Raw genomic sequence first — 26,867 nt, forward strand, 5'->3', positions numbered from 1 at the left:
GCCACCGCCAAGCGCCGCTGCCGCTCGTTCAGATGGGGCAGCAACACTGAGAAACGACAATCGAGTTGGGACAGCATCTGTTCCGTGATCGCCATACCAGATCAACGAGCCGTTGCCCCCGAAGCAACAGGTTGATTCCTTACGGCTTCACAGGTCTCTTCAGCGGTCACAGCGTGTCGCAGCAGCAGCCGGTACCACGCACGAATGCCGGTACTCGACTGACAGTTCACTCGCTCCTGCGCCGTTCGGCGTCGTACACGGGGGGTGGTCCCGAACCGGTCGCGAAGATCCACGGCTCCTTCCCCAGCCTCACCACGCAACACGCCCTGCTCCGTGCACCCTGAGATCCCCCGATGCGCCCTTGATCCACCGTGCCGATCAGCGGACTGTCAGACCCTGAGGTTGGTCATGGGACGATCGATCGGGGGAATCGCATGTCGGACGCAAACTCCGCCAGTCCGTGGGCACGCACGGTCTTCGGCCCCCTCGCCACCGAGGTCACAGCAATCGTGCCCGCATGCCTTGTCCGAGCCCACGAGCGCGCCCAAGGCGGCCATGAAGGCGTTCACACGCAGACGCTCGAAGCGTACGGACACGGGCTCTATGCCGCACAGTACGAGGAACTGTCGGCCGACCTCTCGCAGCTTCCCGGCGTCGAGCTGGTCCGCCTCCAGGCGCGCACCGTCGCAGTGGTCGCCGGCCACGTGGTCTACCCCTACCGGTACGCGAAGAGGGACATGCCCGTGACTGCCGCCAGACTCCGCAGCGCGTCAGGGCTTCGCGCTGACCTCATCCGCAGACATGGTCCCGACCCGCGCCAGGGAGAGCTGGACCTCGACATCGAGCTGCCGGATGAGGACGAGCCTCATTCGGATCTCGCGCGCCTCTCGCCCGACACCAAGCTCGTTCTCGTCGCCTACGCCTGTTCCCTGGCTGACGGCATGGTCCGACTTGAATGGGGATCTGCGGAGCTTCGCCGCGAGGATCGATCACTGATCTGGCACCACCATGAGCCCCTGCCCATTCCGCGGCAGCGCTGACGCGAGAGGTTCCGGAGTCAAGGGGTTCCCGAGGAGCTCAGGTTCCCTGCCGGGGTCAGGGATTGGCGTACTGCGCCTCGGGTGGCTGCATGTCGGGGTGGCCGGGGACGTTGGGCTTGATCCAGTGGTCGTAGCTCTGCCGCCAGGCGCCGCTCTTGCGGTAGTCCTCCAGGACCTGGTTGACCCAGGAGGCGAGGTCCGGTTCGCTGGGTGAGATGGCGACGCCGTAGGGCTCGTCGGAGAGTTGGTCGCCGACGACGGTGGTCTGCGGGTCCTGGGCGGCCAGGCCGTAGGCGATGGCGTCGTCGGTGAGGATCGCGTCGTCGTTGCCGAGTTGGAGCTGGACCAGGCAGTCCAGTTCCTGGTCCTGCTTGTCGAGTTTGGCCACCTTGTACTTCTGCTGGGGCGTCGGCAGCGTGGTGTCCGGCTCCAGCAGGGTCTCGGCGGTGGAGCCGGCGGCGACGCACACGTGCCTGCCCTTCATCGCGTCGGGCCCGCTCTCACCCTGTTTCGTCTGCGCGACCGGCATCAGGACTCGCTGTCCGGCTTCGAAGTAGACGGTGGACATCGCCACGTCCTGGCTCCGCTTGCAGGTGATCGTCATGGTGTGGACGACCAGATCGACGCGCTGGTCGCCGGTGGCCTTGAGGCGCGGTTGGCGTTGGGCGTCGTCGAGTGCGATCCAGTTGACCTTCGGGTTCCCCAGCGAGGCGACGATCGCGTTCGCGAGGTCGATGTCGAAGCCCTGCGGTGTGGCGCCGTCCGGGCCCAGGAATCCCCAGTCGTAGTCGTTCAGGTCCACGCCGACGTTGATCGTCCCGCGGGCCTGGATCGCCTTGATGGTCGGCCCGTAGGGATCCTTCTTCGGTGGGTACCTGCTCGCCTTGCAGGAGGGGTCCGAGCCGGGAGCGGTGTCGGCCGCGAGCATGGGCGAGGGTGCGGTCGGCGCGCCGGCGGCCGTGGTGGTCCGTGTGGCGGCCGGCCGGGTGGGGCCGCCTGTCGTGAGGGCCGCCACCACCAGGGTGGTGAGGCCGAGTATCGCCGTGGTTCCGCGAAGTCGCATCAGATGTCCTCCGATGGTTTCGTTGTGGGTCGTCGGTACTCCGCCGGCCGACGCCCGATGCCGGTCAGCACGCCGACGGTGGCCGGCAGCGCGAGCACGATCCGGTCGTTCACCTGCCAGGCCGTCAACGCTCCGGCGGCGATGGCCAGGGCGGTCGGTTCGGCCGCAGCCGGCCGCGGGCGCCCGGGCGGTGTGCGCCGCCGCCCGTCGGCGAATCCACCATCGTCGCGTCCCGACCCGGCCGTCACCCCTCGGAGCACTGACGGCGACGTCTCCGTATCCAATGCATCACTCCCGCCAAGTGCGCGTGGAAGACATGTGATGACACATCGAAAGAAATGGCAAGAGGCCTGGGCTGTTTGGTGAAACCCGACAGTCACAGGAGGCGGGCTGCAGCTCTGACGGTTCCGCTCCCCCGGCCCGGATGATGATCACCTGGACCGCGACCGGCCGCGGCAGCCAGCTGTGGCAGTTCCTCCAGCAGCCCGACGGTTCGTACGAACTCAAGTACGGCAAGTCCGGCATGTGCGCGGACGTCAGCGGCGGGTCCACCACCGCTGAGCCAGCCCAGAGGGAAGCAGGCCTGACCGTCGGGTCCCCGGGCCTCGTCCCGGGGACCCGGCCCCCGATGGCACCAGCGGCCCGCCGACGCCACTTGCGCCCCCACCCCCGGCGCGGCTGACGGCGGAGCGGCGGTCACCCCTCGGATTCGCACCGGGGGGTGACCGCCGCTCTCACGGGTCGGGTGTGGCCGGGACCGCGACCAGCCCGCCGCCCTACGCCGTGCCGAGCGCGGTGCGCAGCACGCCGACCGCCTGGGCGATGGCGCCCTTGGCTGCGTGGGTGTCGTGGAGGGCGTTGAGCATGACGAAGTCGTGGATGATGCCCTGGTAGCGCACCGCGGTGACGGGTACGCCCGCCTGGCGGAGTTTGAGGGCGTACGCCTCGCCCTCGTCGCGCAGGACGTCGGCCTCGGCGGTGATGACCAGGGCCGGGGGCAGGCCCGTGAGCTGGTCGGTGGTGGCGCGCAGGGGTGAGGTGGTGATCTCGGCGCGCTGGGCGGGGTCGGTGGTGTACTGGTCCCAGAACCACTGCATGCCGTCGCGGCGCAGGAAGTAGCCCTCGGCGAACTGGTGGTAGGAGCCGGCGTCGAAGGCGGCGTCGGTCACCGGGTAGAACAGCACCTGCTGCACCAGCGGGACGTCGCCGCGTTCCTTGGCCATGAGGGTCAGCGCGATGCTCATGTTGCCGCCCACCGAGTCGCCGGCCACCGCGATCCGACTCCCGTCCAGGCCCTTGCCCGCGCCGTCGGTGACGACCCAGCGCGCGACCGCGTAGTTCTGCTCGATCGCGACGGGGTAGCGCGCCTCGGGCGACAGGTCGTACGAACCCACCGCCCCATCACCGCGACCTCACCTTCGAGATCGGCCTGGCCGCACTGATCCGGGGCTTCCAGGACACCCTAGAACCACCTCGGCACGCGCCCCTGCTCCTGAAGGCCCTCGGCTCCGGCGGGCCGGCACGCCGTCCGGCCGACCAGCGGGCAGGGCCTGGCACGAACCGTCTCACTCCAATCGGCCAGCAGCGCTCGCCCGGCCCGGGCCCCGGTGACAGCGTCGTCCATGAGCCGGCGCCGCCGGTGACCGGCCGGCTGTCCCGAGAGAAGGCGAGAAGGAAGGGCCATGACCAGAGAAGGACTGCGTGTCACCGTCCAGGGCGACCTGCCCCACGGAGTGATGGAGAGGATCGGGGACTCGGTGCGACGGGCCGTCCTCGACGAGGTCGCGGAGCTCGATCTCGCGCCCCCACTTGTCGAGGTGCCGTTCGGCGAGCACCACTCTCCCCACGACCCGGTGGACGCCGTGATCCAGCGGCCGGGTCCGATCGGGATCGTCATGGCGCCGGAGGAGTAGTGGACGACGCCGGAACCGGTGCGGCCGGGACCGGGGCGACGTGCCCGAGCAGCCTCTGCGCTCCGGGCCACCTGCTGCTCGGCATCGTCCGGCCGGACGGGACCGTCGCCGCGCTGCGCCGTCCGCTGACGGTGGACGCCGAGTTCGCGGCCCGGGCCTCCGCTCCCGGCCTACGTCCGCCCGAGGCGCGGTTCCGCTTCGCCGGTCCCTGCGTCGGGGCGGCCTGCGGTCAGTGGGATGCGGAGCGGTGCACGCTCGGCGACGCGCTGGCCGTCGCCGCGCAGGAGACCGGCGCGGACGACCCGGGCGGCCCGCTGCCGCCGTGCGCCGTTCGCCCGACCTGCCGCTGGTGGCAACAGGGCGGCCCCGCCGTGTGCCACGTCTGCGACCGGATCGTGCACACCTCGAAGGCGGCCGGCGAGCCCTCCCCTGTCCCTCGCCGCCCCTGACCCGGGACGGCGGGCGCCCACCGGTCTCCTCTGGCCCGCCGTTCGGGCGCGACCGGCAACCGCCCGGGTGCTGATGGTCAGCACCCGGGCGCTCACCTGGCCAGTCCTGGTCAGTACGGCGCACGTTGGTGCCGGCCCGGTCGTGCTCAGGAGTCGGCCGATCCACCCTGGTCCAGAAGGGACAGCCGGCTCGTCGTCCGGTTGACGTCGGCGGGCAGGCCGTCGCCGCCGAGCCTCTCGGCCAGTGGCGCCTGCCCGACCGGGGTGAGGGGTAGGTCGCTTCTGCGCTGTTCCTCAGCCGAGGTCGCCGAGATCTCCGAGGCCATCCGTGGTCACCGCGCCGAGCGGCTGCAGCCGGCCGAGCGGGCTCCGGGGAGCGCGGTCGGCGGGGCCCGGCACGAGGGGCGCGATGACGTTCCGGGTCGGGTTGGTGCCGTCGTCGTTGTCGTGGTCCGGGACCGAGACGGTGATCGAGCTCGTCGTCCAGGAGACCAGGCCGAGGAGGATGAAGGCGACGAGCAGGCCTCGCCCGGCGCCGCTCAGGACCAGCGGGCGGGTGGCCGACACCGGGCCGTCCGGCTCGCTGCCCGGCTCCTCTCCGAACAGGCGCTTGGGGTAGGCGGAGGAGAGCATCACCAGGTAGGCGACGTAGCGCATCCGGTAGCGCAGGATCGCGGCCGTCGCTTCGTACAGCGACTGCGGCATCCGGCCGAGGACCAGCACCACGAACCAGATGATGAACGACACCGTCCACCACCCCGCGTACACCAGGCCCTGCACGATCGAGGCCGGGATGACGAGGATGATGCGGAACAGGACGGCGAGCCGGTTCAGCTCACCCGGCCGCAGCCCGACCTGCACCGGGTAGTCGGGGGTCCGGAACCGGAACGGCGGGTAACGGTCCACGGTGAGCATCAGGTACGCGGTGACACGGGTCTCGTACGGGACGAACGCGGTCAGGTAGTCCGCGACGAAGCCGGGCAGCCGGCCGAGCACCAGCGCGCCGAACCAGCCGATGACGGTGACGAAGAACGCCACCACCGACAGCGCCCACACCACCACGAACTGGGGGATCAGCAGCAGCGCGCGCAGCAGCACCGTCCAGCGGTTCTGCGGGCCGGCCGCCGGCATGTCCAGCACCGGGAGCCACTCGTGGCTGACGGGGGCGGGGGGTGCCTGCCACATCCGGGCCTCCACGGTCTCGGGACGACGGGACCCGGCGGTCGGGCGCGGCCGGGTGCCCTCCGAAGATCGCAGCACCCCGCCCTCCCCGCGCGCCGTGCTGCGCCGGACGGGTCAGCCGGCCGATGCGACCCGGCCGGGCCGCCCCCGACCCCGCTGGGTCCCGAGGAGGACCTCGGACGACGTTCCGGTCGTTCGGGTCAGGGGTGCCGAGGGCCTTCGTGGGCGGCGAGGGCGGAGGCGACGCCGCCGGGCCTTCACCAATGCCGACCTGACGGTACGTCAGACCATTAGACTCACCATCCGTCATCTGACCAGCACAAATGGCGCACCGCTGGTGCGGTGCCAGAACACCACGTCGAGAGGGGCAGTGCGTTGAAGGTGGTCGAGATCATCCCCGGTTCCCCGTGTTGGGCACAGCTGAGCGCCCACGACCTACCCGCAGCCCAGCAGTTCTACGGGGAACTGTTCGGCTGGACCGCCGAGACCGACCCGGACCCGCAGTACGGCGGCTACACGACCTTCTCCCACGACGGCGCGCCCGCCGCGGCCGTGGCCCCGCTGATGAACCCGCAGCAGCCGGTGATGTGGCTGCTGTCCTTCGCGGCCGGCAGCGTCGACGACACCTGTGCGGCCGCCAAGGAGGCGGGCGCCCAGGTATGGATGGGGCCGATGGAGGTCGGTGACCTCGGCCGCTGGGCGCTGCTCAGCGACCCGACCGGCGCGCCGTTCGCCGTCTGGCAGGCCCGGAGGTTCGCCGGCTTCGGTGTGGTGGACGAACCGAACGCCTTCGGCTGGAGCGACCTGTCGACCCGGGACAGGGACGCGGCGGTCACCTTCTACAAGGGTGTCTTCGGCTGGCAGGTGTGGCCGCACGACATCTACCCGATGGTCGGTCTGGCCGACCGGATGTTCGGCGGCGTGATGGCCATGGACGCCTCCTTCCCGCCGGAGGTCCCCTCCCACTGGAACCCGTTCTTCCAGGTCGCCGATGTGGACGCGTCCGCCGCGACCGCGGCGCGTCTCGGGGCCGCGGTCCTGCACGGGCCCGTCGACGTGGAGATGGAGAACGGCCCGAGGATCGCGGTGATCCGCGACCCGCAGGGTGCCACCTTCGGCATCTTCGCCCCCCGCACCGACAGCTGACCTCCGTCGGCCACCGCGTGATCGAGCCGGCGTGTCGAGGCGGGCAGGCGCCCACCCCGCCTCGACACGCCGGCTCGCAGCACATGCGCTGCACGCGACCGGAGGAGGCGGTCCGTCGGGCGCGTCAGGAACGCCGTCAGCGGGCGGCGGCGCGGGCGTGCGGGCGGGCGAGGTTGTCGGGGTGGAGGATCTCGCCGAGTTCCGTCTCGGTGAGCAGGCCCCGGCGCAGTACCAGGTCGTGGACGGAGACGCCGGTGGTCAGCGCCTCCTGGGCGATGGCGGTGGCGTTCTCGTAGCCGATGTGCGGGTTGAGGGCGGTGACCAGGCCGATCGAGTGCCCGACCAGGTGGGCGAGGTGGTCGCGGTTGGCGGTGATGCCGGCCACGCAGCGCTCGGCGAGGGTCCGGCAGCCGGCCCGCAGGTGGGTGAGGCTCTTCAGCAGGCTGTGCGCGATGACCGGTTCGAAGGCGTTGAGCTGGAGCTGGCCGGCCTCGGCGGCGAAGGTGACGGTCAGGTCGTTGCCGATCACCTCGAACGCGATCTGGTTGACCACCTCGGGGATCACCGGGTTGACCTTCCCCGGCATGATGCTCGAACCCGCCTGTACCGCCGGGAGGTTGATCTCACCGAGGCCGGTGCGCGGGCCGGAGGAGAGCAGCCGCAGGTCGTTGCAGGTCTTGGAGAGCTTCACGGCGATCCGCTTGAGCACGCCGGACAGCTGGACGAACGCGCCGGCGTCCTGGGTCGCCTCGACCAGGTCTCCGGCGACGACCACGGGGATGCCGGTGATCGCGCCGAGGTGGGCGCAGGCGGTGGCCGCGTACGCGGGGTGGGCGTTGAGGCCGGTGCCGATGGCGGTGCCACCGAGGTTGATCTCACGGATCAGCTCGCAGGCCTCGGTCAGTCGACCGCGGTCCTCCTCCAGCATGACCGCGAAGGCGGCGAACTCCTGACCGAGCGTCATGGGTACGGCGTCCTGGAGCTGGGTGCGGCCCATCTTGAGGACGTCCGCGAACTCCTCCGCCTTGGCGGCGAAGGCGTCCCGCAACTCGGCCATGGTGTCGAGCAGTTCGCGGGCGGCGAAGTGCAGGGCGATCTTGACCGCGGTCGGGTAGACGTCGTTGGTGCTCTGGCCGGAGTTGACGTCCTCCAGCGGATGCAGGAAGCGGTACTCGCCCTTGGCGTGGCCGAGGATCTCCAGCGCGCGGTTGGCCACGACCTCGTTGGCGTTCATGTTGGTCGAGGTGCCCGCGCCGCCCTGGATCACGTCGACGACGAACTGGTCGTGGAACCGCCCGCCGCGGATCTCCTCGCAGGCCTGTGCGATCGCCTCGGCCTTGCGGTTCTCCAGCAGGGCCAGGTCCCGGTTGGCCAGCGTGGCGGCCTGCTTGACGCAGGCCAGCGCGGTCACCAGCGACGGGTAGGCGGAGACGGGGGTGCCGGTGATGGGGAAGTTCTCCACCGCCCGCAGCGTGTGGACCCCGTAGTACGCGGAGGCCGGGACGTTCCGCTCGCCCAGCAGGTCGTGTTCGGTACGGACCTCGGGCCCGGCATCGACGTCGGCGCCGGTGCCGGTGCCGGTGCCGGTGCTGGTGCTGGTGCCGACGGGGGCGGTGGAGCTGCTGAGGGCAGGCTGCATGGGGGTTCCGTTCCTGGGGTTGGAGGCTCGGTGGCCACGGCGACTTTCGGGCGCGGACCGCCGTGCTGGGCGCGGACCGCGCGACACCGCCTACGCAAGATTAGGCCGAATCGTCCGCAATCGGTTTGCCGATTCAGGCCCGATCTGGCCCACGATGTGGTGGATAATCGCGTCATGGACCACATCGACAGGGAAATCTTGCGTGAGCTCCAGATGGACGGCCGACTGACCATCCAGGAGCTCGCCCAGCGGGTCGGCCTGACGTCGTCCCCGTGCATGCGACGCGTGCGTCAGCTCGAACAGGACGGGGTGATCGAGGGCTACCGCGCGATCGTCAACCCGGACGCGGTCGGCCGCGGCTTCGAGGTGCTCGTCTCGGTCGAACGCGACACCCGCTCGGTCGCGGCCTTCGAGGCCGAGCTGTTGGAGATCCCGGACGTCGTCGAGGCCTACCGGCTGATGGGCAGCCCCGGCTGCCTGCTGCGCGTCGCGGTCGCCGACCTCGCGGCCTACGAGAAGCTCTGGACCGACCGGCTCACCACCCTCACCGGAGCCACCGCCGTCAACTCGCAGATCATCATGAAGCCGATCAAGCAGCCGCGCGGCCTGCCGGTCGACCGTTGAGCCGCACCCGTGGGTCAGCGGAAGGAACAGGTGACGCGGGTCAGCTCCTCTGACACCGCGGGCTCCCTCGCGGAGCCGTGCGGTGGTGCCCGTGGGCGTTGCTCCGATGGGGTGCTCCGGCGTCGCACGGAAGGGGGGTCGCCTCGACCTGCGCTCCCGTGGGGGCGTTTCACACTAGGTTGCCCGATATGGACGGCAATCAGGGTTACGACAGGTTTGCGGACCGCGTGCCGGACCGCAGCTCCTGGGTGCGGACGAGTACGCCCGAACCGTCGGCCGGTGAGCGCGCCGCGCGGGTCGTCGACCGGCGGCTCCCGCTCATGGAGGCGGGCAGGGAACTGCTGCGCAAGGTGTTCCCCGACCACTGGTCGTTCCTGCTGAGCGAACTGGCGCTGTACAGCTTCGTCGTCCTGCTGCTGACCGGGGTCTTCCTCACCTTCTTCTTCACCCCGAGCATGGGCGAGATCGTCTACGACGGCTCCTATCTGCCGCTGCGCGGCGTGCGGATGTCCGAGGCCTACGCCTCGACCCTGCACATCAGCTTCGAGGTACGCGGTGGCCTGCTGGTCCGCCAGATCCACCACTGGGCCGCGCTACTGTTCGTCGCCGCGATCTGCGTGCACCTGCTGCGGGTGTTCTTCACCGGCGCGTTCCGCCGCCCGCGCGAGCTGAACTGGGTGATCGGGGTGACACTGTTCAACCTCGCGCTGCTGGAGGGGTTCTCCGGCTACTCGCTGCCGGACGACACCCTGTCGGGCACCGGGCTCAGGATCGCCGAGGGCGTCCTGCTCTCCGTGCCGGTCGTCGGCACCTACCTCAGCTTCTTCGCCTTCGGCGGCGAGTTCCCCGGGCACGCGATCATTCCGCGGCTCTTCTCCATGCACATCCTCCTGGTGCCCGGCCTGCTGCTGGCGCTGATCGGGGCGCACCTGACGCTGGTGGTCGTGCTGAAGCACACCCAGTGGGCGGCGCCGGGCCGGACCAACCGGAACGTGGTGGGGCTGCCCTTCTTCCCGCAGTTCCTGGCCCGCACGATCGGCCTGGCGTTCGCGGTGGCCGGTGTGCTGGCCCTGTCCGCCCTGCTCGCGGAGATCAACCCGATCTGGCGGTACAGCGCCTACCGGCCCGACATCGCCGGCGCGGGCGCGCAGCCCGACTGGTACATCGGGTTCATCGAGGGGGCACTTCGGCTGATGCCCGCCGCGGAGACCGGGGTGCTGGGGCACACGGTGTCGTGGAGCGCGTTCCTTCCCGCCCTGGTGGTGCCCGGTCTGCTGTTCGGGGTGCTGTTCGTCTACCCCTTCGTCGAGCGGTGGATCACCCCGGGCGACGGGGAGCACCACCTGTGCGACCGGCCACGCGACAAGCCGACCCGCACGGCGTTGGGGGTCGCCGGGATCGCCTTCTACACGGTGCTGCTGATCGCCGGCGGCAACGACGTGATCGCATACACCTTCGACGTCTCGGTCAACGCCCTCACCTGGGTGCTGCGGGCGGCGCTGGTCCTGCTGCCGCCGCTCTCCTTCGTGCTCACCCGGCGGCTCTGCCTCGCCCTGCAGGCCAGGGAGCGCGCCCGGCTGCTGGACGGGGACGAGACCGGCCGGATCGACCAGTCGATCGACGGCGGTTTCAGCGGGAACCGCCGGCCGGTGCCGGCGGCCGAGCGCTACGCGATGCTGGTGCGCGACGCGCCGCAGCCGCCGCAGCCGTCGGCGGGGGCGCCGCGAACGGAGCGGGTGCGGGCCGCGCTCGGCTCCTGGTACTACGGCGACCGGGTCGCCCTGCCCACCCTGGAGCAGGAGGAGGGCCGCGTCGAGGCCGTTCTCACCGCCCCGGCCCACCCGCAACCCGCGACGGCGCCCGCGGCTCCCGGGGCCGGCCGACTGGGCCGGCTGCTCCGGAGGGTCAAGCCCCGCCGTCGTCGTGGTCCCGGTACTCGAAGATGAAGCCGAACACGGCGAGTGCGAGCACCAGCGCGCCGAAGACGATCAGCCACCGGGCGAAGACCAGTCCGAGCGCTAAGGCGGCCAGGCCCGCCGCCGCGAGCACGGGATAGCCGCTACGGGGCGGGAAGAAGCCCACCGGGCCGGCGGCCTCCGCGATCTCGGCGTCCTTGCGGTCCTGGGCCCGGCCGCCGCCGCTCCGCTGGTGCTGGATGAACCAGAACAGCGCGACGAGTCCCGACATCAGGAAGGCCACGGTCAGGATCGCCTTGCCGGCCGGTTCGCGGGCCCAGAACCCGTAGATGAGTCCGGTCACCGCGAAGAACACCGTCATGACGGCGAACAGCCATCCCTCGGCCTTCATCGCCCTTTCCCCCGTCCGTCCCGGCGGCCGTACGGCAGGTCGGCTCCGCCGCTCGACTCCGCCTCCGTCGGGACCTCGGGGTGGTGCAGGTCGAACGCCGGGGACTCGGAGCGGATCCGGGGCAGCGCGTGGAAGTTGTGGTGCGGCGGAGGACTGGAGGTGGCCCATTCGAGTGACCGGCCCCAGCCCCACGGGTCGTCCCGGGTGACCTGGGCGCCGTGCCGGGTGGTCGTCCAGACGTTGTAGAAGAAGGGCAGATTGGAGATCCCGAGCAGGAACGCGCCGATCGAGGCGACCACGTTGAGGGTGGTGAAGCCGTCCACCTCCAGGTACGTCGCGTAGCGGCGCGGCATCCCCTGGGCGCCCAGCCAGTGCATCACCAGGAAGGTGGTCTGGAACCCCGTGAAGAGGATCCAGAAGTGCGCCTTCCCCAGCCGCTCGTGGAGCATCTTCCCGGTCAGCTTCGGCCACCAGAAGTAGAACCCCGCGAAGGTCGCGAACACGACCGTCCCGAACAGGACGTAGTGGAGGTGGGCCACCACGAAGTAGCTGTCGGTGACGTGGAAGTCCACCGGCGGCGCGGCCAGCAGCACCCCGCTCAGGCCGCCGAACAGGAAGGTCACCAGGAACCCGATCGACCACAGCATCGGGGTCTCGAAGGACAGCGAGCCCTGCCACATCGTCCCGATCCAGTTGAAGAACTTCACCCCGGTGGGCACCGCGATGAGGAAGGACATCATCGAGAAGAACGGCAGCAGCACCTGCCCGGTGGCGAACATGTGGTGGGCCCACACCGACATCGACAGGGAGGTGATGGCGATGGTCGCGCCGATCATCCCGTAGTAGCCGAACAGCGGCTTGCGGCTGAAGACCGGGATGATCTCACTGACGATGCCGAAGAACGGCACCGCGACGATGTACACCTCCGGGTGGCCGAAGAACCAGAACAGGTGTTGCCACAGCAGTGCCCCGCCGTTCGCCGGGTCGAAGACGTGCGCGCCGAACTTGCGGTCCGCTTCCAACAGCAGCAGGGCGGCGGTGAGCACGGGGAAGGCCAGCAGCACCATGATCGACGTGAACAGCACGTTCCAGGTGAAGATCGGCATCCGGAACAAGGTCATGCCCGGCGCCCGCAGGCAGGTGATGGTGGTGATGAAGTTGACCGAGCCCAGGATCGTCCCGAGACCGGCCACCACCAGTCCGAGCGCCCACAGGTCCGGGCCGGTTCCCGGTGAGTGCGCCGCCCCGTTCAGCGGCGCGTAGGCGAACCAGCCGAAGGCGGGAGCCCCGTACGCGGTGAGGAAGCCGCTCAGCACGATCAGCCCGCCCAGCAGGAAGGCCCAGTAGGTGAAGGCGTTCAGCCGGGGGAAGGCCACGTCGGGTGCACCGATCTGCAGCGGCATGATCGCGTTGGCGAAGCCGGCGAAGGTCGGGGTGGCGAACAGCAGCAGCATGATCGTGCCGTGCATGGTGAACATCTGGTTGTACTGCTGATTCGACAGGAACCCGGTGTCGGGGCCCATCAGCTGTGTCCGCATCAGCAGCGCCATGAGGCCGCCGACCAGGAAGAACCCGAACGCTGTCGCCAGGTAGAGGTTTCCGATCACCTTGTGGTCCGTGGTGAACAGCCAGCGCAGCAGCGTCCCGCCACGCCGGACGCGGACCTGTACGCGCGACGGCGCGGTGTCAGACGCACTCATGAAACCTCCGCAGCGAAGCCGATGACGCACCCCCCGGGCCCGTCGTCCGCCACGGAGTACGCGGCTTCGCGCGCCGGGAGCGACCCTAGCGGCGGCCGACCGGCGTGTCGGGACGCCACGCTGCGCGATCGCGGTCGCCGTCGCCCGGGGTCCGCCGTCCGAGTGCGGATCCTCCCGATCCGGGCACCCGCTGGTGCGGGGCACCCGTCCGTCGCCTCCGACGCGGCGCCAAGGCCGGATATCTGGGCCGTGCCGGTGGGCCGTGCCGATGTGCTCGCCGCCGTCGCCCGGCGTACTGGGCGGGGCGCCGCCCGCGCCCGGCCGCCCGGACGCGCTGCCCGCCGATCTGCCGCACTTCACCCGGGTCGCCCTCCGGATGGCCACGGACTGACCCGGCTTCCCGCAACCGGGGCGCCGCCCGACGTCGATGCAGCAGCGCGGCGAGCGTGTCTGCGGCCGGGCCGTTCCCGGCCGACCGCGCGTGTGCCCGGTCGGTACCCGGTGTAACCATCCCACCGGGTCCGGCCCGGTGGCCGGCCGTGGTGTCGCGGGGTTGCATGGGGGTGACCTAGCCCCGAGACCCGGAGGTCGCCGTGTACGAGATGTGGGCCGAGCACGACCCGGCGGTGTCACCGCCCGGACTGGTGTGGCACGTGGTGGCCAAGGACGACGCTACGGCGTCGCTGTGCGGTCGGGTCCTCGAACCCTCGCAGCGGGTGGTTCCGACCGACAGCGGTACCGGACCGGCGCTGCCGGACCGGTACTGCGATCCCTGCCTGGTCACTGTCCGTGAGGTGATCTCCGCTACCGATCTCTGACGCCCCCCTCGGGGCATCGGTACCGCGTGGAGGCACGGATACCGGCCCCTGCTCCCGGTGCTCCGAGGACGGTGGCGATCTCGCCGGCGATCCCCCCCCCGGAGGAAGCCGTCCGCGCTTTGACGATGTCCTGGTACGGGTCCTCCTTGCCGGTGCGCTCGTCGACCCGCTTGTTGCGCACCCGGCCGACGATGTCCTGCATGCCCGTCACGCGGACGACCCCCCGCAGCGCGGCTGTCCGCTGCGGGGGGCCACACCGGAGGCGCAGGAGGCGACGGAGCCGTCCGCCCGGACGCCGTAACGACGCCGGGACGGCTTGATCGACATCCGCGCCGCAGTCCGGGGGCGCCGTTGCGGCTCAAGGCCGGCGCCGCGCCCTGGGGGCCTTCGGCTGCGCCTCAGGCCAGGGCCTTGGCCTGCCAGTACACGAACTGCTGGAGCGGGTCGCCGTCGAGCGACCACGGCCAGGCGGTGACGGTGTCGCCGATCCGGCGGAAGGTGTCACCGGCCTCGCGGACGCGGCCGGCCTGGACCAGCGCGTAGGCGAGCAGGTTGAGGTCGGCCAGGGCCGCCGCGTGGCGCAGGCGACCCTCGCGGGGCCAGGTGGCCAGTGCGGTGTCCAGTGCGCCGGCGGCCCGGATGTGCGTCCACTGGCGGCGGGCCATCAGCGCCTCGACGCCGCCCTTCGCCGTCGTGCGGGCGTGCTCGTCGACCAGAGCGGTCAGCTCGACGCCCACGACCGGTGCGACCGACGGCATCGAGGCGCGGAGCGTGTCCACGAAGTCCAGCTGACTGCTGCGCGAGCCGCACTCCTCCGGCGACAGGTAGCGCAGCATCTGCAGATAGGCCTCGCGGTTCCAGGAGTCGCGCGCGGTCACCTCGGCCCAGACGGCGAACAGCTCACGCGACTCGGCCCGCATCAGGCGCAGGATCCCGAGCAGCACCACCCAGGGCTCCGGATCGGCGGGAACGGCCTCGGCGGCGCGGTAGCAACACTCGGCGGCCGCCCAGGCGTCCGCCATGCCCCCGGCCTGCCGGCCGCGGACCAGCTCCACCCACGCGTCGAAGACCAGCGGGTCCGCGCTGCGCGGGCGGCGCCGACGCCAGGACCGGGCGAACGTCGACGGCGCGGCGGCCTCGGCGAGCACGGCGAAGCGGTGCCCGCGGCGGTCCCAGTCGGTGCCGGCCTCCTGGAGCAGCCGCTCGACCTGGTCGATCTGGATGTCGTCCGGCCCCAGCCGCCCGACGGAATTCAATTGTCGCCGCACGCGGCCGAGTTGGACGTCATCGAGTTCCGTCCGCACGCGCGGACCGGAAGTGCGGAGTCTTCGGAATATCGACACGCGCCGCAGCGTAAGACCCTGGGGGAAATTCGGAAAGCCCTTGAGAGCGAATTGTTATTCAAAGGCGGACGGGCCGACACAATGATCTTCATGAGAAAAATGATTTCGCGTCAGTAGAAAGGAGAAAAGGACCGCCACCGCCCCGCGCGTTCAGGACGCGGGCGGATATCCGCGGGTGCGCACGAGGTCGCGGGTGAGGCGGGTGAACGCACGCGCGGCGGCGCTTTCGTACGCGTCGGCGCGCCGCAGGAGCGTGACGACCCGGGCGGGAAGGGCGGGGTCGAGCGGGACGGGGATGAGGCGAGGGTGGTCGTGGGTGACGGCGTCCGGCAGGACGGTGACGAGCGGCGTGCGCTGGACCACCTCGGTGAGGGCCTGGATGGAGTTGGCCTCGACGGCGATGCGCGGGCTGACGCCGTGCCGTTCCAGGTAGGCGTCGATATGGCCGCGGGTGGCGAAGTCGGCACTGAGCAGGGCCAGTTGCCGATCGTCAAGCTCTCGCACCGGTAGCGGGCCGGGGAGGTCGGCGCGGTCGGCGACGTGACGGGGGCCGGTGACCAGAGTGAGCGCCTCGGTGAACAGGGCGCTGGCGTTGATACCGGGCAGGTGGGGACCCCGGAAGGCGATGCCGAGGTCGAACTCGTCGTCCAGCAGGCCGGTTTCGATGCGGTCCTGGGTCGTCTCCCGCACGGTCAGGGTGATGCCGGGGTGGTGGGCGTGGAGCTCGGCGGTGAGCGGCCCCACGAGGTAGGCCGTGAACGTGGGGGTGACCGCCAACCGCAGGTGTCCGCGCGAGAGGTCCTGCACGTCGTGCACGGCCCGCTCGGCGGCGGCCAGGTCGCGCAGCGCGCTACGCGCGTGGTGGGCGTACGCCTCGCCGGCGTCGGTGAGGCGCACGGTGCGGCCGGTGCGGTCCAGCAGTTGCGTGCCGAGGGTCCGTTCGAGCTGCTTGATCTGCTGGGACAGCGTGGGCTGGGAGATGCGCAGGTCCTCGGCCGCGCGGGTGAAGTTGCCGTGCTCGGCGACGGCGAGCAGGTAGCGCAGGTGACGCAGTTCCGGGGAGGCCATGAGCACAACTATAGATGGCATCAATGAGGACCATGGATGATACGTCTTGGACACTATAGATGCAGGTCATGCACAGTGGATCTCGCCAGGCCCCAGAGGCCGGGCCACCACGAAAGGGAGTGACCCCGTGCATGACCTCGCCAAGGGCGTCGCGCGTTTCCAGCAGGACGTCTTCCCGGCCAGGAAGGAGCTCTTCGCCCACCTGGCCACCCACCACACCCCCCACACGCTGTTCATCGGCTGCTCCGACGCCCGCGTCGTCCCCGAGCTGATCACCGGGTGCGAGCCCGGCGAGCTGTTCGTCATCCGCACGGCCGGCAACCTCGTCCCCGCTCACACCCCCGGTGCCGACGGCGTCGCGGCGAGCGTCGAGTACGCCGTCACCGCGCTGGGCGTGCGGGACATCGTCGTCTGCGGGCACTCCGCGTGCGGCGCGATGACCGCCCTCGCCCACGGCCACGACCTGAGCGACGCGCCGGCGGTCGCCGACTGGCTGCGGCTCGCCGAGGCCTCGGTGGCCCGTACCACCACCACCGCGGACGTGCCGGCTCTGGTACGGCAGAACGTGCTGGACCAGCTGGCGAACCTGGCCACCCACCCGGCGGTCGCCCGCGCCCTGGCCGAGCGGCAGGTCACCCTGCGCGGCTGGGTCTTCGACATCGCCACCGGCCGCGTCGAGGAGCTCCGGACCGTCGACTCCACCGCCCCGGTCGCCGCCTGACCTCAACGCCCTTACCGGGCCTGCCCGTTCAGCACGGACGGCGCCCCTCCCCCTGAACCCGCCCACTTCGCGCACCCGATGCGCGAAGGGGCACACCGTGAAAGGAACCACCCATGGTGCACGCCCAGTTCGACCCCGCCGCCCGTCAGGCGCTGGCCGCCGCCGCGGTCGAGGCCAAGACGCGCAAGGACCTCTCCTGGCAGCAGATCGCCGACGCCTCAGGCCTGTCGGTCGCCTTCACCACCGCCGCCGTCCTCGGCCAGCACCCCCTGCCGGAAGGCTCCGCGAAGGCGGTCGCCGAACTGCTGGGCCTCGACGATGACGCGACGATGCTCCTGCAGACCATCCCCACCCGCGGCTCGATCCCCGGCGGCATCCCCACCGACCCGACGATCTACCGCTTCCACGAGATGCTCCAGGTCTACGGCACCACCCTCAAGGCCCTGGTCCACGAGCAGTTCGGCGACGGCATCATCTCCGCGATCAACTTCAAGCTCGACGTGAAGAAGGTCGCCGACCCCGAGGGCGGCGAGCGCGCCGTCATCACCCTGGACGGCAAGTACCTGCCGACCAGGCCCTTCTGATCGATGCCCACGGCGGGGCGGGCCGCGACCGGCCCGATTCCGTGTCAGCGGACGTAGCGGAGGTACGCACCCCGGCGAGGAATGGACGAAAGTCCACTCGTCGCCGGGGGATCCGCCGGCCGTTCATCAGCCGCCCCAGCAGCTGGAGAAACGTTAATTCGTAGGCGCGCTGCACGACAGCATTCCTACGGTTGTCCCCCCACCCTGATCGGCGGTTTCCGACCAGGCCCGCAGTCCGGCGCCCGTACATGGCAGCGCTGGCCGTCCAGGACGGCCAGCGCCACGGAGGCCGTCGGTCAGTGGACCTGAGGTGCCAGTACCGGACCGCGGATGGCGTTCAGCCGCACGGCCTCGGTGAGAGCCTCGACGTTGCCCAGGAAGTAGCCGTTGCGCAGCTCCAGCAGCCGGGTGCGGACGCCTTCGCAGGTGGCCCGCGCGGCGGCCGGATCGAGCAGCGACCGCTCGCCGTGCTCGAAGGCGGTAGCGGAGTCCTCGACGAGCCGGAACAGCGCCTCATTGCACTCCGCCGTGAGCGCGGCCAGCGCACGGCGGTACTCCTGCCCACCGGTGAGGCCGGGGACGAGCCGCTCGACCGTGGTGAACTCGTCCCAGGCCCAGTGCAGTTCGTGGGAGATGCCCTCGTCGCTCACCCACTGGCCCGAGACGGGCTTCAGCTGCCGGTAGTAGTCGGTCAGCCGCGGGTCGAGGAAGTCGTAGTCCGGGCGGCTCACATCGCCGCGTAGCCGGCCCTCCAGCTTGAGCCGGTCCCGGATCGGCGTGCCCCCGTAGGGCAGCATGCGGCAGAAGGTCGCGGCGCTCGAACCGTCGCCCACGATCTGCCGCAGGAAGCCGATGTTGCCCCGCACCGAGTCGAAGGTGCTGGACGGGTCGAAGAGCATGAAGCCGTACATGAAGTGCAGGCCGACGTCCTTCAGGGTCTGCACACCGGTGAGGTTCTGCTCGACCGTCAGCTGCTTGTGGAGGATCTGGAGACCGGCTTCGACACCGGACTCGATGCCCATGTAGACGAGGAAGAGCCCGGCGTCCCTCAGTTTGGTGAAGAGCTCGGGCTCCACGTACTCCGCCCGGCAGCTGATCTTCCAGATGACCCGTTCGGCGAGGCCGGTCCCGTGCATCCGCTCGGCGAGCTCGTCCACCCACTTGCGTCCGGCCCTGCCCCAGAGGGGGAAGTCGTCGTCCTGGAACAGGAAGACCCGGGCGCCCTGCTCGCGGTGGAGCAGCAGCATCTCCTCGATCACCGTCGACGCCTTCCGGACCCGGACGGTCTTCCCGGGTGCCGTCCGGTAGAAGGTGTGGATCGAGCAGAAGGAGCAGCGGCGGGCGCAGCCACGGCTGGCCAGCAACGGGACCGTCGGGAATCCGACGATCCGCTCCGGCTCGTACGGCCGGTACGGGAAGGGCAGCGAGTCGAGATCCTGGATGAGCGGCCGGGTGGGGCTCTCGGTCACCTTCCCGTCGGACAGGAAGGCGAGACCGGGGGTAGGGCGCCAGTCCGTACCGGCGGCGAGCCGGTCCGCCAGCTCGACCAGGGTGTGTTCGCCCTCGTAGCGGGCGACACTGTCCAACTCCGGCATCTGGGCGAGCAGTTCGTCGTGACACAGGCTCGCGTAGTGCCCGCCCATGGTGAAGTGGCTGGTCACTCCGGCCCGGCGCAGCTCGGTGGCGACCCGGCGGAACTGCGGCAGGAAGAACTGGAAGATCAGCGAGAAGCCGACGACGAGGGGCTGCGCCGCAGCCGTCGTCGGAGCGAGCCGGGCCGCGATCCGCTGCGGCCCGTCCCGTACGTCGATCAGCTCGACCGTCCGGCCCTGCTCCTTGAGGACCGCGGCCAGGTATCCCATGCCGAGGTTGCCCTGGTCCTGGTAGCCGATCAGTACGACTTCGGGTGCAGCGACCCTAGCCATTGGCGCCGGCGATGAGGGAGGCGGCCTTCCTGGCCCCCTCGGCGACCGCCTGGTGAACGGCCGCAACTGCCTCCAGGCGCACGGCGATCAGCTGGTTCCGCGTGTCCGGTGCGAGCTTGTCGAGGATGAACTCCATGTCGATCGGGTCGCCCGGGTGCGGGCGGTGCGGGAACGGCCACGCCAGGAAGGAGGGTACTTCGGCGCCAGGGTTCGGTGTGGACATGGTGGGCGACTCCTCGGGTGGGGGGGTGTGGGGTGCGCGAACCACCATAGATCACCGAGAGTCACCAATCGTGATCCTCGGTCATCGATGGCGTGTTGCCGACCTTCCACCCGCGCTCCACCTCTTGCGATGACATATAACCTGTGACATTGTTCTGACCCTCAATCCGGTGACAGGTCACACGTCAACTCCCCCCTCCCCCTCGTGGCTGACGCCCCGTTACCTCCCCCACCTCAGGACAAGGACACCGCAGTGCGTCTGCGCCAATCCCTTCCGCTCCTGGTGGCCGCCGCCCTCGCCGGCTCCGCCACCCTGCTCCCGACCCCCGCACTCGCCGCGTCCGCGGCACCCGTGGCCGCCTCGCCGGCGGCGGCCACCGCTGCGGCTTCCTCCACCGCCACCGCACCGAAGCCGTTCGGGCCCGAGGTCGCCGCGTCCTCCACCGAGGACATGGGCCGCACCGCCGCACCGCTGGCGCCGGCGCTGCTCGGCCAGGCGCTCCAGCCGGCCGGGACCGCCGTCCAGACCGCCCCGCATCCGAACGCCCCGACGGCGGCCAAGCACGCACTGACCGCGCAGGCCCCGGCCGTACCCAGCTGTACGCCCGCCGACTTCGGCTCCCGCAGCGGCGCCGACCTGGTCTCCTTCGTCCAGGGCTCGACCACGGACTGCGTCAAGACGCTGTACAACGTCACCGGAACCGACGCGGGCAACATCTTCAAGCAGTCCCAGATGCTCACCATCGCCAACGCCTTCCGGGCCCAGGCGGCGAACTACACCGGCGACAACTCCGCAAACATCCTTCAGCTCGTGCTCTTCCTGCGCGCCGGCTACTACGTCCAGTCCAACAACGCGAGCGCCGTCGGCCCCTACGACGCCACGCTCACCGCCGCCGTCAAGGCCGGCCTCGACGCCTTCTTCGCGAGCGCGCACCGGACGGACGTCAGCGACGCCAACGGCCCGGTGCTCAGCGAGGTGCTGGTCCTCACCGACAGCGCCAACATCCAGGCCCAGTACCTGAACGTCTACAAGCAGGTCCTGAACGGCTACAACAACGACTACAACGCGTTCCCGAAGATGGTCAGCGCCGTCAACGCCGTGCTGTGGGCACCGCTGTGGCGGGCCAACTGGAACCCCGCCTACGTCAGTGCCGTCACGGCCGACCCGAGCGTCATCACCACGCTCGCGAACTTCGCGCAGAACCACAAGGACCTGCTCACCACCCCCAACGCCTTCCTCGACGTCAACGCCGGCAACGACCTCGCCCGCACCGCCGGCGACGGCGGCAGCGTCGAGACCTTCGCCAAGCCCCTGGTCAAGCAGGTGCTCGACACCACCCCGATCTCCGGCGCCGTCGGCAAGCTGTACGTGTACACCGCCTACAACGCCAACCAGTACGACAACGCGCAGTGCTCCTACTACGGAACCTGCGACCTGCCCGGCAAGCTCACCGCCGCCGTCCTGCCCGACACCCTGGTCTGCGACAACCGCACCATACGTGCCGAGGCCCTCTCCCCCGCCGACCTGGCTACCGTCTGCGCCAGCCTGCGCGGCGAGGACGGCTTCTTCCACAACCTCGTCAAGGACAACGGCCCCATACCCGGCCAGTACGGCAAGACCATCACCCTCGCCGTCTTCTCCAACCGGGACGACTACCTCACCTACTCCTGGGCCATCTACGGCAACTCCACCGACAACGGCGGCCAGACCGTCATGGACGTCACCGACCCCAACAACCGGCCCGTGTCGGTGATGTACCAGAAGGCGTGGAACGACGGCTTCCCCGCCAACGTGTGGAACCTCAACCATGAGTACACGCACTACCTCGACAACATCTACGACATGAAGGGCAACTTCACCACCGAGACCTCCGTCCCGGACATCTGGTGGATCGAGGGCGTCGCCGAGTACGAGTCCTACGCCTATCGCGGCACCACCGACACCCAGGCGATGACCGAGGCCGCCACGCACCGGTACAAGCTCAGCACCGTCTTCCAGAACACCTACGGCAACTCGGACACGGTGCGCACCTACCCGTGGGGCTACCTGGCCGTGCGGTACATGATCGAGAAGCACCCGGCCGACGTCCACGCGATGCTCGACCACTTCCGCACCGGTGACTACCAGGGCGGCTACGCGGTCTACAACAACCTCGGCACCTCCTACGACGCCGACTTCGACACCTGGCTGAACGCCTGCGCCGCCGGCGCCTGCTACGCCGACGGCCCCACCGCCCTGTTCGGCCAGTCCGTCGACGGCGCCACCGTCACCCTGACCGACAAGTCCGTCGAGACCAACTCCCAGGCGTCGCTGACCTCCTGGCACTGGACCTTCGGTGACGGCGCCACCTCCGACGAGCGGAACCCGGTCCACAGCTACGCCGGCCCCGGCACCTACACCGTCGCCCTGACCGTCACCGACAGCGCCGGCAAGTCCGCCAGCACCCCGTCATCGGTCACCGTCACCACCGGCGCCGCCCTGCCGACGTGCACCGACCCGCGCACCGACGCGCTCGGCCAGAACTGCTCCCGCCCGAACCAGGCCCGCACCGCCGGCAACCTCGACTACTTCTACGTCTACCTGCCGGCCGGCACCACCACCCTGAAGGTCTCCGCCTCCGGCGGCACCGGCAGCGCCTCCCTCTACTACAACCAGGACACCTGGGCCTCCCCCAGCGCCTACACCGCCTCCTCCACCAACCCCGGCACCACGCAGACGCTCACCGTCACCAACTCGGCGGCCGGCTACCGGTACATCAGCCTGTACGCCAACACGGACTTCAGCGGGGTGACCGTCAGCACCCAGTACTGACGCGCTACCTGCGTTCGGGACCCACCCCGCCTCGGGCGGGGTGGGTCCCGTACGTCCACGTGATGCCCCTGCCGATGCCGGGTGCCACAGGTTCGTCGTCCACACCGACCGGCCGCTACCTCGGGCCGAAGGTGTTGAGGAAGACCACCGGCTCCCCCGCGAAGCGCCCTGCCGCATCCAGCTCCAGGAGCGCCGCGAACGCCTTGGCGGTGTACGTCTGCTCCAGTTCCAGACCCGCCTGGTCCTGCGCCCGCGCGAGCGCCACGGCGCCCTCGGCGGTGGGGTGGGCGTAGCCCGCGCCGAGCCATCCGTACTCCACGACCACGTCCGACGCGTTGAGCCCGGCTCCCGTCACGTGCGCGCCCCGCTCCCGCAGCAGCGCCAGCGACCTCCCCGCCAGCCTGGCGAGGGTCGCCCCGTCCAGGCGGAGGGTGTCGTTGACCACGACGCCCAGCACCCGGGTGCGCAGGCCGGCCAGTCGGAGCCCCAGTGCCAGGCCCGCCGCGGTACCGCCCGAGCCGACCGCGGTCACGATCCACCCGGGCTCCGGCAGCAGCCCGTCCGCCACCTGCCCGGCCAGTTCGAGCGCGCACTCGACGTATCCGAGCGTCCCCAGCGCGGAGGAACCGCCTGCGGGCAGGAAGTACGGCGGGGTGAGGCCGTGGGTGTGCCGGGCGAACAGCCAGGGCGCCGTCAGGACCAGCCGGGTCCGGGTGTGCAGGAAGTGCAGCGTCGCACCGCTCGCGCGCAGCCGTCGGAGCTGGGCCCGAACGTGCTCGTCGACGGGATGATCGATCAGGCCGAGGGCGACGTCGAGCCCCAACGGACGCGCGTAAAGCGCTGCAGCCAGGCCCCAGTTGGTGCCGATCCCGCCGACCGTGAGGATGGTCCGCGCACCCCGGAGACGGGCCTCGGGCAGCAGCCACTCCAGCTTGCGGACCTTGTTGCCACCCCAGCCGCCGCGCCCGTACCCGCTCTCGTCCTTCACCCACAGCGCACCCCGGCAGCCGAGCCCGGCCAACGGGCGGACGGGGGTGGGCCCGTCGCCCAGCGGGAGGTACGGCAGCGACTCGGCCAGTTCCGGCCAACGCCGGTGCAGCAGCGGACGCTTCATACGGCCGACGGTAGGGCAACGGCGGAGCGTTGCCCAGGGAGGGGGAGCGACCGCGTGAACCACCACGCCGGCCGCCGGAAAGCATCGCCGAACGTTGACCGGCCGACCGGACCAGGTCCGGGGGCGGGACGGCTGCGCTCCCGGAGCCCCTAGACTCACCCCCGGTCGCAGCACGGAACGCGGCCGCGACCCGTCAATCCCGAACCACCCCGAGCGAAGGAGCGTCCAGCCGCCCATGGCCGACGAGATCGCCATCGAGGCCCGGCCGAACCCGATCGCGGATCCGGAGCCGAAGTCGGAACCGGAACCGGAACCGAAGTCGGAACCGGAACCGACGGCCCGTGCCCACCATCCGATCGGCTCGCTCGGATTGCTGGTCGGCGGCATGCTCGCCGTCCTGGTCGGACGTCAGGTCCTCGGCGACTGGACGGGGCCGGCATGGCTGGAGGCCTGGGGCGCGGTCTTCGTCGCCGTCTGCGTGCAGGCGCTACCGTTCCTGCTCCTCGGCGTGGTGCTGTCGGCCGCGATCGCCGCGTTCGTCCCGGCCCGCCTGCTGGAGCGGGCGCTGCCGAGGAACCCGCTGCTCGCCGTGCCGATCGCCGGCGCCGCCGGAGTCGTGCTGCCCGGGTGTGAGTGCGCCTCGGTGCCGGTGGCCGGGCGGCTGATCGCGCGGGGGGTGGCTCCGGCGGCCGCGCTGGCGTTCCTGCTCTCCTCACCGGCCGTCAACCCGGTGGTTCTCGTGGCCACCGCCGTCGCCTTCCGCGGGCAGCCCGAGCTGGTGGCCGCGCGCTTCATCGCCTCCCTCGCGACCGCGGTGGTGATGGGGCTGCTCTGGTCACGGTTCGGCCGCCCGGAGTGGCTGAGGCCCACGGTGCCGTCGGGCGGCCCGACCGGGTGGCCGGCCTTCCGCGCCTCGCTGGAGCACGACTTCCTGCACGCCGGCGGCTTCCTGGTGATCGGTGGGATGACGGCGGCCACCCTCAACGTCGCCGTGCCGCGCGGGCTGCTCAAGGACCTGGCCGGGCTGCCGGGCGTCTCCGTCCTGGTACTCGCCGTACTCGCCGTCCTGCTCGCGGTCTGCTCGGAGGCGGACGCCTTCGTCGCGGCCGGGCTCACCGGCTTCTCCGCCACCGCCAAGCTCGCGTTCATGGTCGTCGGCCCGATGGTGGACGCCAAGCTGATCGCCCTCCAGGCCGGCACCTTCGGACGGGCCTTCGCCTGGCGCTTCTGCGCCGCCACGTTCGTCGTCGCCGTCACCGCGGCGACCCTGACCGGCTGGTGGCTCCTGTGAGGCGAGAAGTCCGGGCGGTGCTGCACATCCTGGTCGGCGCGGCGGTGCTGCACATCTCGCTCTTCAGCGAGCTGTACCTGCGGTACGTGCGCAGGGGCCTTCGGCCGTACCTGATCGCGAGCGGCGTGCTGCTCGTCGTCGTCGGGCTGGTCGGCGCGGGGGTCGCCGCCCGGGAGTTGCTCCGGCCCGGCCACCGCGGGGACGCGGATGACGGGCACGGGCACGGGCACGGCGCTCCCCGCACCGCGTGGCTGCTGCTCCTGCCCGTACTGGCGATCTACCTGCTCCAGCCCCGGGCGCTCGGCGCCTTCACCGCGCAGCACTCGGACAACACCGCCGTCAAACCCGCCGAGGCGGCGGGCGACTTCGCACCGCTGCCCACGACCGACCCGGTCAGCATGCGGCTCGCCGACTTCGACTCCCGCGCGCTCTGGGACAGCAGCGGCTCGCTCAAGGGCCACCGGATCCGGCTCACCGGCTTCGCCACACCGGGCCCCGGCGACGGGACTTGGGACCTCGCCCGGCTGACGATCTCCTGCTGCGCCGCCGACGCGTCGAGCAGCAAGGTCGTGATCCACGGCACCGACGCACCGCCCGAGGGCACGTGGGTCGAGGTGACCGGCGAGTGGCAGCCGGACGGACAGAACGGCCAGGACGGCGCTGTTCCCGCCCTGACCGCGACCCTGGTCCGCCGGATCGCCGAACCGGAGAACCCCTATGAGTGAGCGCCCGTCGGCTCCGCACGGCGGAGGCGCGGGTGACCACCGCGGCGCGGCCGCCGCACTCGCGCTGGGCGTCGTCGCCGCGCTCGCCTTCATGCCGGCCGTCCCCGACCACCGAAGTGGCCCGGCCGCTTCCGCCGCCACGTCCCCGCCCGGCGCCGGCGCGGCGGACCCGACCGTCACCGTGCTCGGCGACGGGTCGACCTCCGACACCGGCCCGCAGCCGGGCCAGCCGACTCCCGTCCGACTCAAGCCCGGTGAGCAGCCGCCGCAGTTCGTGGTCTTCTCCTTCGACGCCCCGACCGAGGACGAGCGCCACCTGTTCTCCCGTACCCGTACGTCGGCCAAGGCCGGCGGCGCCGAGGTGACGTTCTTCCTGCGCGGCGTCGATCTGCTCCCGGCGTCGGCGCGGTGGCAGTACCAGCCGCCGCAGCACGAGGCCGGCACCGCCGCCGTCCCCTTCCCGACCGAAGGCCAGGTCCGTGCCACACTGCAGCAGCTCGGCCGCGCCTGGCTGGACGGCGACGAGATCGCCGACGGCTTCATCGGCCAGTTCTGCGGCCCCGGAGGGGCCCGGGACTGGTCGATGACCGACTGGCAGAGCGAGATCAGCCAGGGCTACTCGATGGTCAACTTCTGGAAGACCGGGACGGGCTTCACCGACCTGCCCCCGCTGCCCTTCGACTACCAGACCGAACTGGTCGGCGGCCGGGCCCCGTGCCTGGAGGGCCGGACGAACCTGCTGCCCGCCGAGAAGGACGCCGGCTGGCGCTACGACGCCGGCTCGCCTGGCGACGACCAGCGCTGGCCGGCCCGGATCGACGGCATCTGGAACTTCCCGCTCCAGCGCATCCCGGACGCCTCCGGGACGCACCAGGTGCTCTCCGCGAACCAGCCCCCGCAGGCGTACCTGAACGCCTTCGACCGCGTCTACCACGGCACCCGCGCGCCGCTCGTCATCGACACCGACCTCGACCCCCGGCACGACACCGGCCCCGGCCTCCAGGCGGCCGGGGCGACCATGAAAGAGCTGTGCCACCGCGACGGCGTCCGCTGCGTGTCCTTCCGCCAACTCGCCGACTGGCTCGACGCCCAGGACCCGGCGGTCCTGGATCACCTGCGAGCCCTCGGGCCGACCACGACCACCCACTGACCTCCGCCGTCGTCTCTTCGCGGCCGGGGTT

General features: G+C 71.0%; 26 protein-coding genes and 1 pseudogene. 15 read left to right on the forward strand and 12 right to left on the reverse strand.

Annotated features, from left to right (window positions below; all coding sequences use genetic code 11):
* The first annotated feature begins 434 nt into the window (after positions 1-434).
* The gene (locus tag ABZW30_RS34110) at positions 435-1,040 is read left to right on the forward strand and encodes a hypothetical protein (RefSeq protein ID WP_355675110.1); all 606 of its coding nucleotides are present in this window, start codon (positions 435-437) and stop codon (positions 1,038-1,040) included.
* 55 nt (positions 1,041-1,095) lie between these two features.
* Here ABZW30_RS34110 and ABZW30_RS34115 read toward each other — a convergent pair whose 3' ends face one another.
* On the reverse strand, positions 1,096-2,103 hold the full coding sequence (locus ABZW30_RS34115; RefSeq protein ID WP_355675111.1) for a transporter substrate-binding domain-containing protein: 1,008 nt from the start codon (positions 2,101-2,103) through the stop codon (positions 1,096-1,098).
* Positions 2,104-2,527: 424 nt separating this feature from the next.
* On the opposite strand from ABZW30_RS34115, the gene ABZW30_RS34120 reads away from it, so the two are divergent.
* Positions 2,528-2,785 carry an RICIN domain-containing protein gene (locus tag ABZW30_RS34120; protein WP_355675112.1) on the forward strand — a complete coding sequence of 86 codons (258 nt, stop codon included), beginning with the start codon at positions 2,528-2,530 and terminating at the stop codon, positions 2,783-2,785.
* A gap of 94 nt (positions 2,786-2,879) precedes the next feature.
* Here ABZW30_RS34120 and ABZW30_RS34125 read toward each other — a convergent pair.
* Positions 2,880-3,488 (reverse strand): annotated as a pseudogene (locus ABZW30_RS34125) (alpha/beta hydrolase); the annotation flags it as partial.
* Between the two features lie 297 nt (positions 3,489-3,785).
* Here ABZW30_RS34125 and ABZW30_RS34130 point away from each other — a divergent pair.
* A complete protein-coding gene (locus tag ABZW30_RS34130) occupies positions 3,786-4,016 on the forward strand; it encodes a hypothetical protein (RefSeq protein WP_355675113.1) in 231 nt (76 codons plus the stop codon).
* On the forward strand, positions 4,016-4,465 hold the full coding sequence (locus ABZW30_RS34135; RefSeq protein WP_355675114.1) for a hypothetical protein: 450 nt from the start codon (positions 4,016-4,018) through the stop codon (positions 4,463-4,465). Before ABZW30_RS34130 ends, ABZW30_RS34135 begins: the two co-directional genes overlap by 1 nt.
* 294 nt (positions 4,466-4,759) lie before the next feature.
* Here the strand turns inward: ABZW30_RS34135 and ABZW30_RS34140 are convergent, their stop codons facing one another.
* Entirely contained in the window at positions 4,760-5,650 is an 891-nt protein-coding gene (locus ABZW30_RS34140) for a DUF4389 domain-containing protein (protein WP_355675115.1), read from the reverse strand.
* 378 nt (positions 5,651-6,028) lie between these two features.
* On the opposite strand from ABZW30_RS34140, the gene ABZW30_RS34145 reads away from it, so the two are divergent.
* Entirely contained in the window at positions 6,029-6,793 is a 765-nt protein-coding gene (locus ABZW30_RS34145) for a VOC family protein (RefSeq protein WP_355675169.1), read from the forward strand.
* A gap of 136 nt (positions 6,794-6,929) precedes the next feature.
* Here the strand turns inward: ABZW30_RS34145 and aspA are convergent, their stop codons facing one another.
* Positions 6,930-8,432 (reverse strand): aspartate ammonia-lyase, encoded by a 1,503-nt coding sequence (gene aspA / locus ABZW30_RS34150; RefSeq protein ID WP_355675116.1) that lies wholly within the window; start codon positions 8,430-8,432, stop codon positions 6,930-6,932.
* Between the two features lie 174 nt (positions 8,433-8,606).
* Between aspA and ABZW30_RS34155 the strand changes: the two genes are divergently transcribed.
* Both ABZW30_RS34155 and ABZW30_RS34160 read left to right on the forward strand, forming a co-directional pair.
* Entirely contained in the window at positions 8,607-9,056 is a 450-nt protein-coding gene (locus tag ABZW30_RS34155) for an Lrp/AsnC family transcriptional regulator (protein ID WP_355675117.1), read from the forward strand.
* 320 nt (positions 9,057-9,376) lie between these two features.
* The gene (locus tag ABZW30_RS34160) at positions 9,377-11,002 is read left to right on the forward strand and encodes a ubiquinol-cytochrome c reductase cytochrome b subunit (protein WP_355675170.1); all 1,626 of its coding nucleotides are present in this window, start codon (positions 9,377-9,379) and stop codon (positions 11,000-11,002) included.
* Here the strand turns inward: ABZW30_RS34160 and ABZW30_RS34165 are convergent.
* Positions 10,962-11,363 carry a cytochrome c oxidase subunit 4 gene (locus ABZW30_RS34165; RefSeq protein WP_355675118.1) on the reverse strand — a complete coding sequence of 134 codons (402 nt, stop codon included), beginning with the start codon at positions 11,361-11,363 and terminating at the stop codon, positions 10,962-10,964. The genes ABZW30_RS34160 and ABZW30_RS34165 overlap by 41 nt on opposite strands.
* Positions 11,360-13,063: a cytochrome c oxidase subunit I gene (gene ctaD / locus ABZW30_RS34170; protein ID WP_355675119.1), complete on the reverse strand. Its 1,704-nt coding sequence runs from the start codon at positions 13,061-13,063 to the stop codon at positions 11,360-11,362. The genes ABZW30_RS34165 and ctaD overlap by 4 nt, the downstream gene beginning before the upstream one ends.
* Positions 13,064-13,331: 268 nt before the next feature.
* On the opposite strand from ctaD, the gene ABZW30_RS34175 reads away from it, so the two are divergent.
* Both ABZW30_RS34175 and ABZW30_RS34180 read left to right on the forward strand, forming a co-directional pair.
* Positions 13,332-13,454, forward strand: a complete 123-nt coding sequence (locus ABZW30_RS34175) for a hypothetical protein (protein ID WP_355675120.1) — start codon at positions 13,332-13,334, stop codon at positions 13,452-13,454.
* Between the two features lie 202 nt (positions 13,455-13,656).
* Entirely contained in the window at positions 13,657-13,881 is a 225-nt protein-coding gene (locus ABZW30_RS34180) for a hypothetical protein (protein WP_355675121.1), read from the forward strand.
* Here ABZW30_RS34180 and ABZW30_RS34185 read toward each other — a convergent pair.
* From ABZW30_RS34185 to cynR, 3 genes are all read right to left on the reverse strand, one after another.
* Positions 13,868-14,092, reverse strand: a complete 225-nt coding sequence (locus ABZW30_RS34185; protein WP_355675122.1) for a hypothetical protein — start codon at positions 14,090-14,092, stop codon at positions 13,868-13,870. The two genes, ABZW30_RS34180 and ABZW30_RS34185, sit on opposite strands and share 14 nt — an antisense overlap.
* Positions 14,093-14,279: 187 nt before the next feature.
* Positions 14,280-15,185 (reverse strand): hypothetical protein, encoded by a 906-nt coding sequence (locus ABZW30_RS34190; RefSeq protein WP_355675123.1) that lies wholly within the window; start codon positions 15,183-15,185, stop codon positions 14,280-14,282.
* Between the two features lie 189 nt (positions 15,186-15,374).
* Complete coding sequence (gene cynR / locus ABZW30_RS34195) at positions 15,375-16,292, reverse strand: transcriptional regulator CynR (protein ID WP_355675124.1); 918 nt, start codon at positions 16,290-16,292, stop codon at positions 15,375-15,377.
* A 127-nt stretch (positions 16,293-16,419) separates the two neighbouring features.
* Here cynR and ABZW30_RS34200 point away from each other — a divergent pair, with 127 nt between their 5' ends.
* Both ABZW30_RS34200 and cynS read left to right on the forward strand, forming a co-directional pair.
* Positions 16,420-17,013 (forward strand): carbonic anhydrase, encoded by a 594-nt coding sequence (locus ABZW30_RS34200; RefSeq protein ID WP_355675125.1) that lies wholly within the window; start codon positions 16,420-16,422, stop codon positions 17,011-17,013.
* Between the two features lie 113 nt (positions 17,014-17,126).
* Entirely contained in the window at positions 17,127-17,597 is a 471-nt protein-coding gene (gene cynS / locus ABZW30_RS34205; RefSeq protein ID WP_355675126.1) for a cyanase, read from the forward strand.
* A 296-nt stretch (positions 17,598-17,893) separates the two neighbouring features.
* Here the strand turns inward: cynS and ABZW30_RS34210 are convergent, their stop codons facing one another.
* Complete coding sequence (locus tag ABZW30_RS34210) at positions 17,894-19,522, reverse strand: radical SAM protein (protein ID WP_355675127.1); 1,629 nt, start codon at positions 19,520-19,522, stop codon at positions 17,894-17,896.
* Complete coding sequence (locus ABZW30_RS34215) at positions 19,515-19,745, reverse strand: hypothetical protein (RefSeq protein ID WP_355675128.1); 231 nt, start codon at positions 19,743-19,745, stop codon at positions 19,515-19,517. Before ABZW30_RS34215 ends, ABZW30_RS34210 begins: the two co-directional genes overlap by 8 nt.
* Positions 19,746-19,997: 252 nt before the next feature.
* On the opposite strand from ABZW30_RS34215, the gene ABZW30_RS34220 reads away from it, so the two are divergent.
* Positions 19,998-22,556, forward strand: a complete 2,559-nt coding sequence (locus ABZW30_RS34220; protein WP_355675129.1) for a collagenase — start codon at positions 19,998-20,000, stop codon at positions 22,554-22,556.
* 115 nt (positions 22,557-22,671) lie between these two features.
* Here the strand turns inward: ABZW30_RS34220 and ABZW30_RS34225 are convergent, their stop codons facing one another.
* Positions 22,672-23,670 (reverse strand): pyridoxal-phosphate dependent enzyme, encoded by a 999-nt coding sequence (locus tag ABZW30_RS34225; protein WP_355675130.1) that lies wholly within the window; start codon positions 23,668-23,670, stop codon positions 22,672-22,674.
* Positions 23,671-23,905: 235 nt separating this feature from the next.
* Between ABZW30_RS34225 and ABZW30_RS34230 the strand changes: the two genes are divergently transcribed.
* The 3 genes from ABZW30_RS34230 to ABZW30_RS34240 are packed head-to-tail and all read left to right on the forward strand — an operon-like array spanning position 23,906 to position 26,836.
* On the forward strand, positions 23,906-24,961 hold the full coding sequence (locus ABZW30_RS34230) for a permease (protein ID WP_355675131.1): 1,056 nt from the start codon (positions 23,906-23,908) through the stop codon (positions 24,959-24,961).
* Positions 24,958-25,686, forward strand: a complete 729-nt coding sequence (locus ABZW30_RS34235) for a TIGR03943 family protein (RefSeq protein WP_355675132.1) — start codon at positions 24,958-24,960, stop codon at positions 25,684-25,686. Before ABZW30_RS34230 ends, ABZW30_RS34235 begins: the two co-directional genes overlap by 4 nt.
* Positions 25,679-26,836: a hypothetical protein gene (locus tag ABZW30_RS34240; protein ID WP_355675133.1), complete on the forward strand. Its 1,158-nt coding sequence runs from the start codon at positions 25,679-25,681 to the stop codon at positions 26,834-26,836. The genes ABZW30_RS34235 and ABZW30_RS34240 overlap by 8 nt, the downstream gene beginning before the upstream one ends.
* Positions 26,837-26,867 lie beyond the last annotated feature (31 nt).

The organism is Kitasatospora sp. NPDC004669 (assembly GCF_040609455.1).
In the GTDB taxonomy this organism is placed as follows: Bacteria; Actinomycetota; Actinomycetes; order Streptomycetales; family Streptomycetaceae; genus Kitasatospora.

Bases quoted from the DNA above. Each gene is read 5' to 3' on its own strand.
- aspA (WP_355675116.1), bottom strand. From the start codon at position 8,432: ATGCAGCCTGCCCTCAGCAGCTCCACCGCCCCCGTCGGCACCAGCACC.
- ABZW30_RS34115 (WP_355675111.1), bottom strand. From the start codon at position 2,103: ATGCGACTTCGCGGAACCACGGCGATACTCGGCCTCACCACCCTGGTG.
- ABZW30_RS34130 (WP_355675113.1), top strand. From the start codon at position 3,786: ATGACCAGAGAAGGACTGCGTGTCACCGTCCAGGGCGACCTGCCCCAC.
- cynR (WP_355675124.1), bottom strand. From the start codon at position 16,292: ATGGCCTCCCCGGAACTGCGTCACCTGCGCTACCTGCTCGCCGTCGCC.
- ctaD (WP_355675119.1), bottom strand. From the start codon at position 13,063: ATGAGTGCGTCTGACACCGCGCCGTCGCGCGTACAGGTCCGCGTCCGG.
- ABZW30_RS34120 (WP_355675112.1), top strand. From the start codon at position 2,528: ATGATGATCACCTGGACCGCGACCGGCCGCGGCAGCCAGCTGTGGCAG.
- ABZW30_RS34210 (WP_355675127.1), bottom strand. From the start codon at position 19,522: ATGGCTAGGGTCGCTGCACCCGAAGTCGTACTGATCGGCTACCAGGAC.
- ABZW30_RS34225 (WP_355675130.1), bottom strand. From the start codon at position 23,670: ATGAAGCGTCCGCTGCTGCACCGGCGTTGGCCGGAACTGGCCGAGTCG.
- ABZW30_RS34230 (WP_355675131.1), top strand. From the start codon at position 23,906: ATGGCCGACGAGATCGCCATCGAGGCCCGGCCGAACCCGATCGCGGAT.
- ABZW30_RS34160 (WP_355675170.1), top strand. From the start codon at position 9,377: ATGGAGGCGGGCAGGGAACTGCTGCGCAAGGTGTTCCCCGACCACTGG.
- ABZW30_RS34155 (WP_355675117.1), top strand. From the start codon at position 8,607: ATGGACCACATCGACAGGGAAATCTTGCGTGAGCTCCAGATGGACGGC.
- ABZW30_RS34215 (WP_355675128.1), bottom strand. From the start codon at position 19,745: ATGTCCACACCGAACCCTGGCGCCGAAGTACCCTCCTTCCTGGCGTGG.
- ABZW30_RS34110 (WP_355675110.1), top strand. From the start codon at position 435: ATGTCGGACGCAAACTCCGCCAGTCCGTGGGCACGCACGGTCTTCGGC.
- cynS (WP_355675126.1), top strand. From the start codon at position 17,127: ATGGTGCACGCCCAGTTCGACCCCGCCGCCCGTCAGGCGCTGGCCGCC.
- ABZW30_RS34240 (WP_355675133.1), top strand. From the start codon at position 25,679: ATGAGTGAGCGCCCGTCGGCTCCGCACGGCGGAGGCGCGGGTGACCAC.
- ABZW30_RS34165 (WP_355675118.1), bottom strand. From the start codon at position 11,363: ATGAAGGCCGAGGGATGGCTGTTCGCCGTCATGACGGTGTTCTTCGCG.
- ABZW30_RS34175 (WP_355675120.1), top strand. From the start codon at position 13,332: ATGTGCTCGCCGCCGTCGCCCGGCGTACTGGGCGGGGCGCCGCCCGCG.
- ABZW30_RS34140 (WP_355675115.1), bottom strand. From the start codon at position 5,650: ATGTGGCAGGCACCCCCCGCCCCCGTCAGCCACGAGTGGCTCCCGGTG.